General features: G+C 57.8%; 1 protein-coding gene. It reads right to left on the bottom strand.

The features are described 5' to 3' along the window. Positions 1-2970, bottom strand: a 2970-nt coding sequence (locus ACFVQB_RS34275; protein ID WP_379449849.1) for an amino acid adenylation domain-containing protein, incomplete at both ends; no start/stop codon positions are given.

Consider the following 2970-nt stretch of genomic DNA (forward strand, 5'->3'; position numbering starts at 1 on the left):
CCAGCGTTCAATCGTTTCTTTCATAAAAAGCTCGGTGCTGAATTCCATTTCAAAGCGGATGTTTCCATCGGATTCAGCCGCTGATAAGGTCAGATCAAAACTTGATACATCATGTTCGGTATGCTCTGATCGTGACGCCTTCAGACCGGCCAGATTTATCTCCTCTCGCTCCATATTCTGAAGAATAAACATCGCATCAAACAGCGGATTGCGGCTCATGTCCCGCTGCACGCCGAGCTGCTCCACAAGCTCTTCAAACGGGTAATCCTGATGCTCATACGCTTCAAGCGCCGCCTGGCGGACTTCCGCCAAGTAATCGGTAAACCGTTTGTCTCCTTTCGGCTCCGTTCTGATGGCCAGCGTGTTGACGAACATGCCGAGAATCGGTTCAAGGTCTTTGTGCGGACGCCCGGCAATCGGCGAGCCGACGATGATGTCTTCCTGCCCGCTCAATCGCGCGAGTAACGTATTGTACGCGGCGAGAAGCACCATATACAAAGTGGAGCCGTGATCCCGGGCGATGCGGTGAAGGCCGGATGCCGTTTCAGCGTCAAGCGTGCACGATACGCTGCCGCCCGCAAAGCTTCTGACAGCCGGACGGGGCTTGTCAGCCGGAAGCTCAAGCACCGGAAGCTCGCCTTCAAGCCGCTTCAGCCAGTAGGCTTCCTGCTTCTGAAATCCTTCCTTCTCCTGAAACGACCGCTGCCAGACGGCATAGTCTTTATATTGAAGGCGCATCGGCGCAAGCGAACGGCCTGCGTACAGCTCGCCGAATTCTTTTATCAAGGTGTTGACGGACACACCGTCAGAAATAATATGATGCATATCCGTTAATAAAAGATGACGTTCATCCGATTCTTTCACGAGGGCCGCACGGAAGAGCGGCGCTTCCTCCAGACAAAACGGCCGGACGAATGCGTCAGCTGACTCGGCCTCATCCAGCTGAAACGGCACGCTGTCATGGATGCGCTGCACCGGTTCGCCGTCAGGCCCCGTTTCAAAGGACGTTCTGAGCGACTCATGCCGCTCCACAAGCTGCCGGAACGTCTCCTCCAGCCGGCCGCGGTCAAGCGGGCCCGTCAGTTCCAGCACAGCCGGCATATTGTAGCCGACACCGCCGTCTTCAAGCTGTTGGAGCACATACATCCGTTTCTGCGCCGAAGACACCGGGTAGGTGTCCTGTTTTTGCGCAGGCTGAATCGCTTCATACGGGCTCTCTTCCAAGTCCTGAATAACCGAAGCGAGCTCTTCCACCGTCGGCCGGGCGAAGATGTCCTGTAACGGCACCTGAACACCGAACTCTTTGGCGATGCGGGAGACGAGAGCCGTCGCTTTTAACGAATGGCCGCCCCGCTCAAAAAAGTGATCCCGGATGCCGACGGGGCCGTTTTTCAGCACCTCTTCCCAGAGGGCGCAAAGCTTCATTTCCGTGACGTTCCGCGGGGCGGTGTACGCCCGTCTGTCTGCCGCTCCGCCGGGAGCCGGCAGTGCGCGGCGGTCAAGCTTTCCGCTCGGCGTGACCGGCCATTCGCTCATCTCTATAAACTGAGCCGGCATCATGTAGGCCGGAAGGCGTGTCGCAAGCTCCGCCCGCACGTCATCGCTTTCCCGTCCTTCGATATAGGCGTAAAGCGCGGTTTCGCCGTGTTCGGTCCGGGCGGTGACCGCCGCCTCACGAATGCCGTCGATGCGCCGGATCGCCGCTTCGATTTCCCCCGGTTCAATCCGGTAACCGCGGACTTTCAGCTGTCCGTCTGAACGGCCGAGCCATTCGACAAGGCCGTCTTCTGTCCAGCGTGCGATATCGCCCGTCTGATACATGCGCTCGCCCGGATAAAACGGATCATCGAGAAAACGCTCCTCCGTCAGCTCAGGCCGGTTCAGATAGCCCCGGGCCACCCCTGTCCCTGCGATGTAAAGCTCTCCTGCCACACCCGCAGGCTGGATGGTTCCTCCGCTATCTAATACATACAGACGGGCACCAGGAACGGGTTTTCCGATCGGAAGCCTTGTCCGTCCGCTGTCCCGTTTTCGGTCACAGACGTAAAACGCCGCATCAACCGTCGCTTCTGTCGGCCCATAGCCGTGAATAAGCATGGTCTCCGGCAGAAGATCGGCAAACCGGGCAGCCGTAAGCGGGGAAAGAGCTTCCCCTCCGGCAAACACGCGTGTCAGTGTTCTGCCGAGGCGTGTTCTTGTTTCCTCAGGCTCTGTTTCCAGCGCGTCTAAAAAGCTGTTGACCATCGCCGGAATAAAATGCGCGGTCGTCACCTTTTCTGAGGCAAACGCTTCAATCATCCGCACAGGATCTTTCTCCCATCCGGCAGGAAGCAGATACACGGAGGCGCCGGACATCGTCCACCAAAACAATTGCCAGATGGAGGCGTCGAATGAAAAGGATGATTTCAGCACGATGATGTCCTCTTCCGTTAACGGGAACTGCCCTTGCATCCCTGATAAAAAGGCGGCGGCCTGACAGTGTTCAACAGCCACTCCCTTCGGTGTTCCCGTCGAACCGGACGTATAAATGATATAAGCGAGCGAATCAGCATCCGCTTCTTCAGAGACAGCCCCTGTCTCCGTCTCGCCTGTCAGAGCAGAAAGAGACACTTCTAGCGTTTCTCCGGAAAAACCGGAAAGGGATAACCCCGGCTGTGCAAGCAGGAGGCAGGCGCCGCAGTCATCAAGCATATAGCGCAGCCTGTCCTCAGGATAGTCCGGGTCAAGCGGCACATAGGCGCCGCCCGCTTTTAACACGGCAAGCACTGAAACCACCATCTCCGGCGAGCGTTCAGCGAGTACGCCGACCATGCTTTCTTTGCGGACGCCTTTTTGGCGGAGCCAAACGGCGAGCCTGTCTGTGTACTGATCGAGCTCAGCGTACGTCAGCATACCGCCCGGAAAACGGAGCGCAGGACGATGCGGCGAAAGCGCGGCGCGGCGGGTGAACAGCCCGTGAAGCGTCGGAGC

Source organism: Paenibacillus sp. NPDC057886, from assembly GCF_042796655.1.
Taxonomy (GTDB): domain Bacteria; phylum Bacillota; class Bacilli; order Paenibacillales; family Paenibacillaceae; genus Paenibacillus.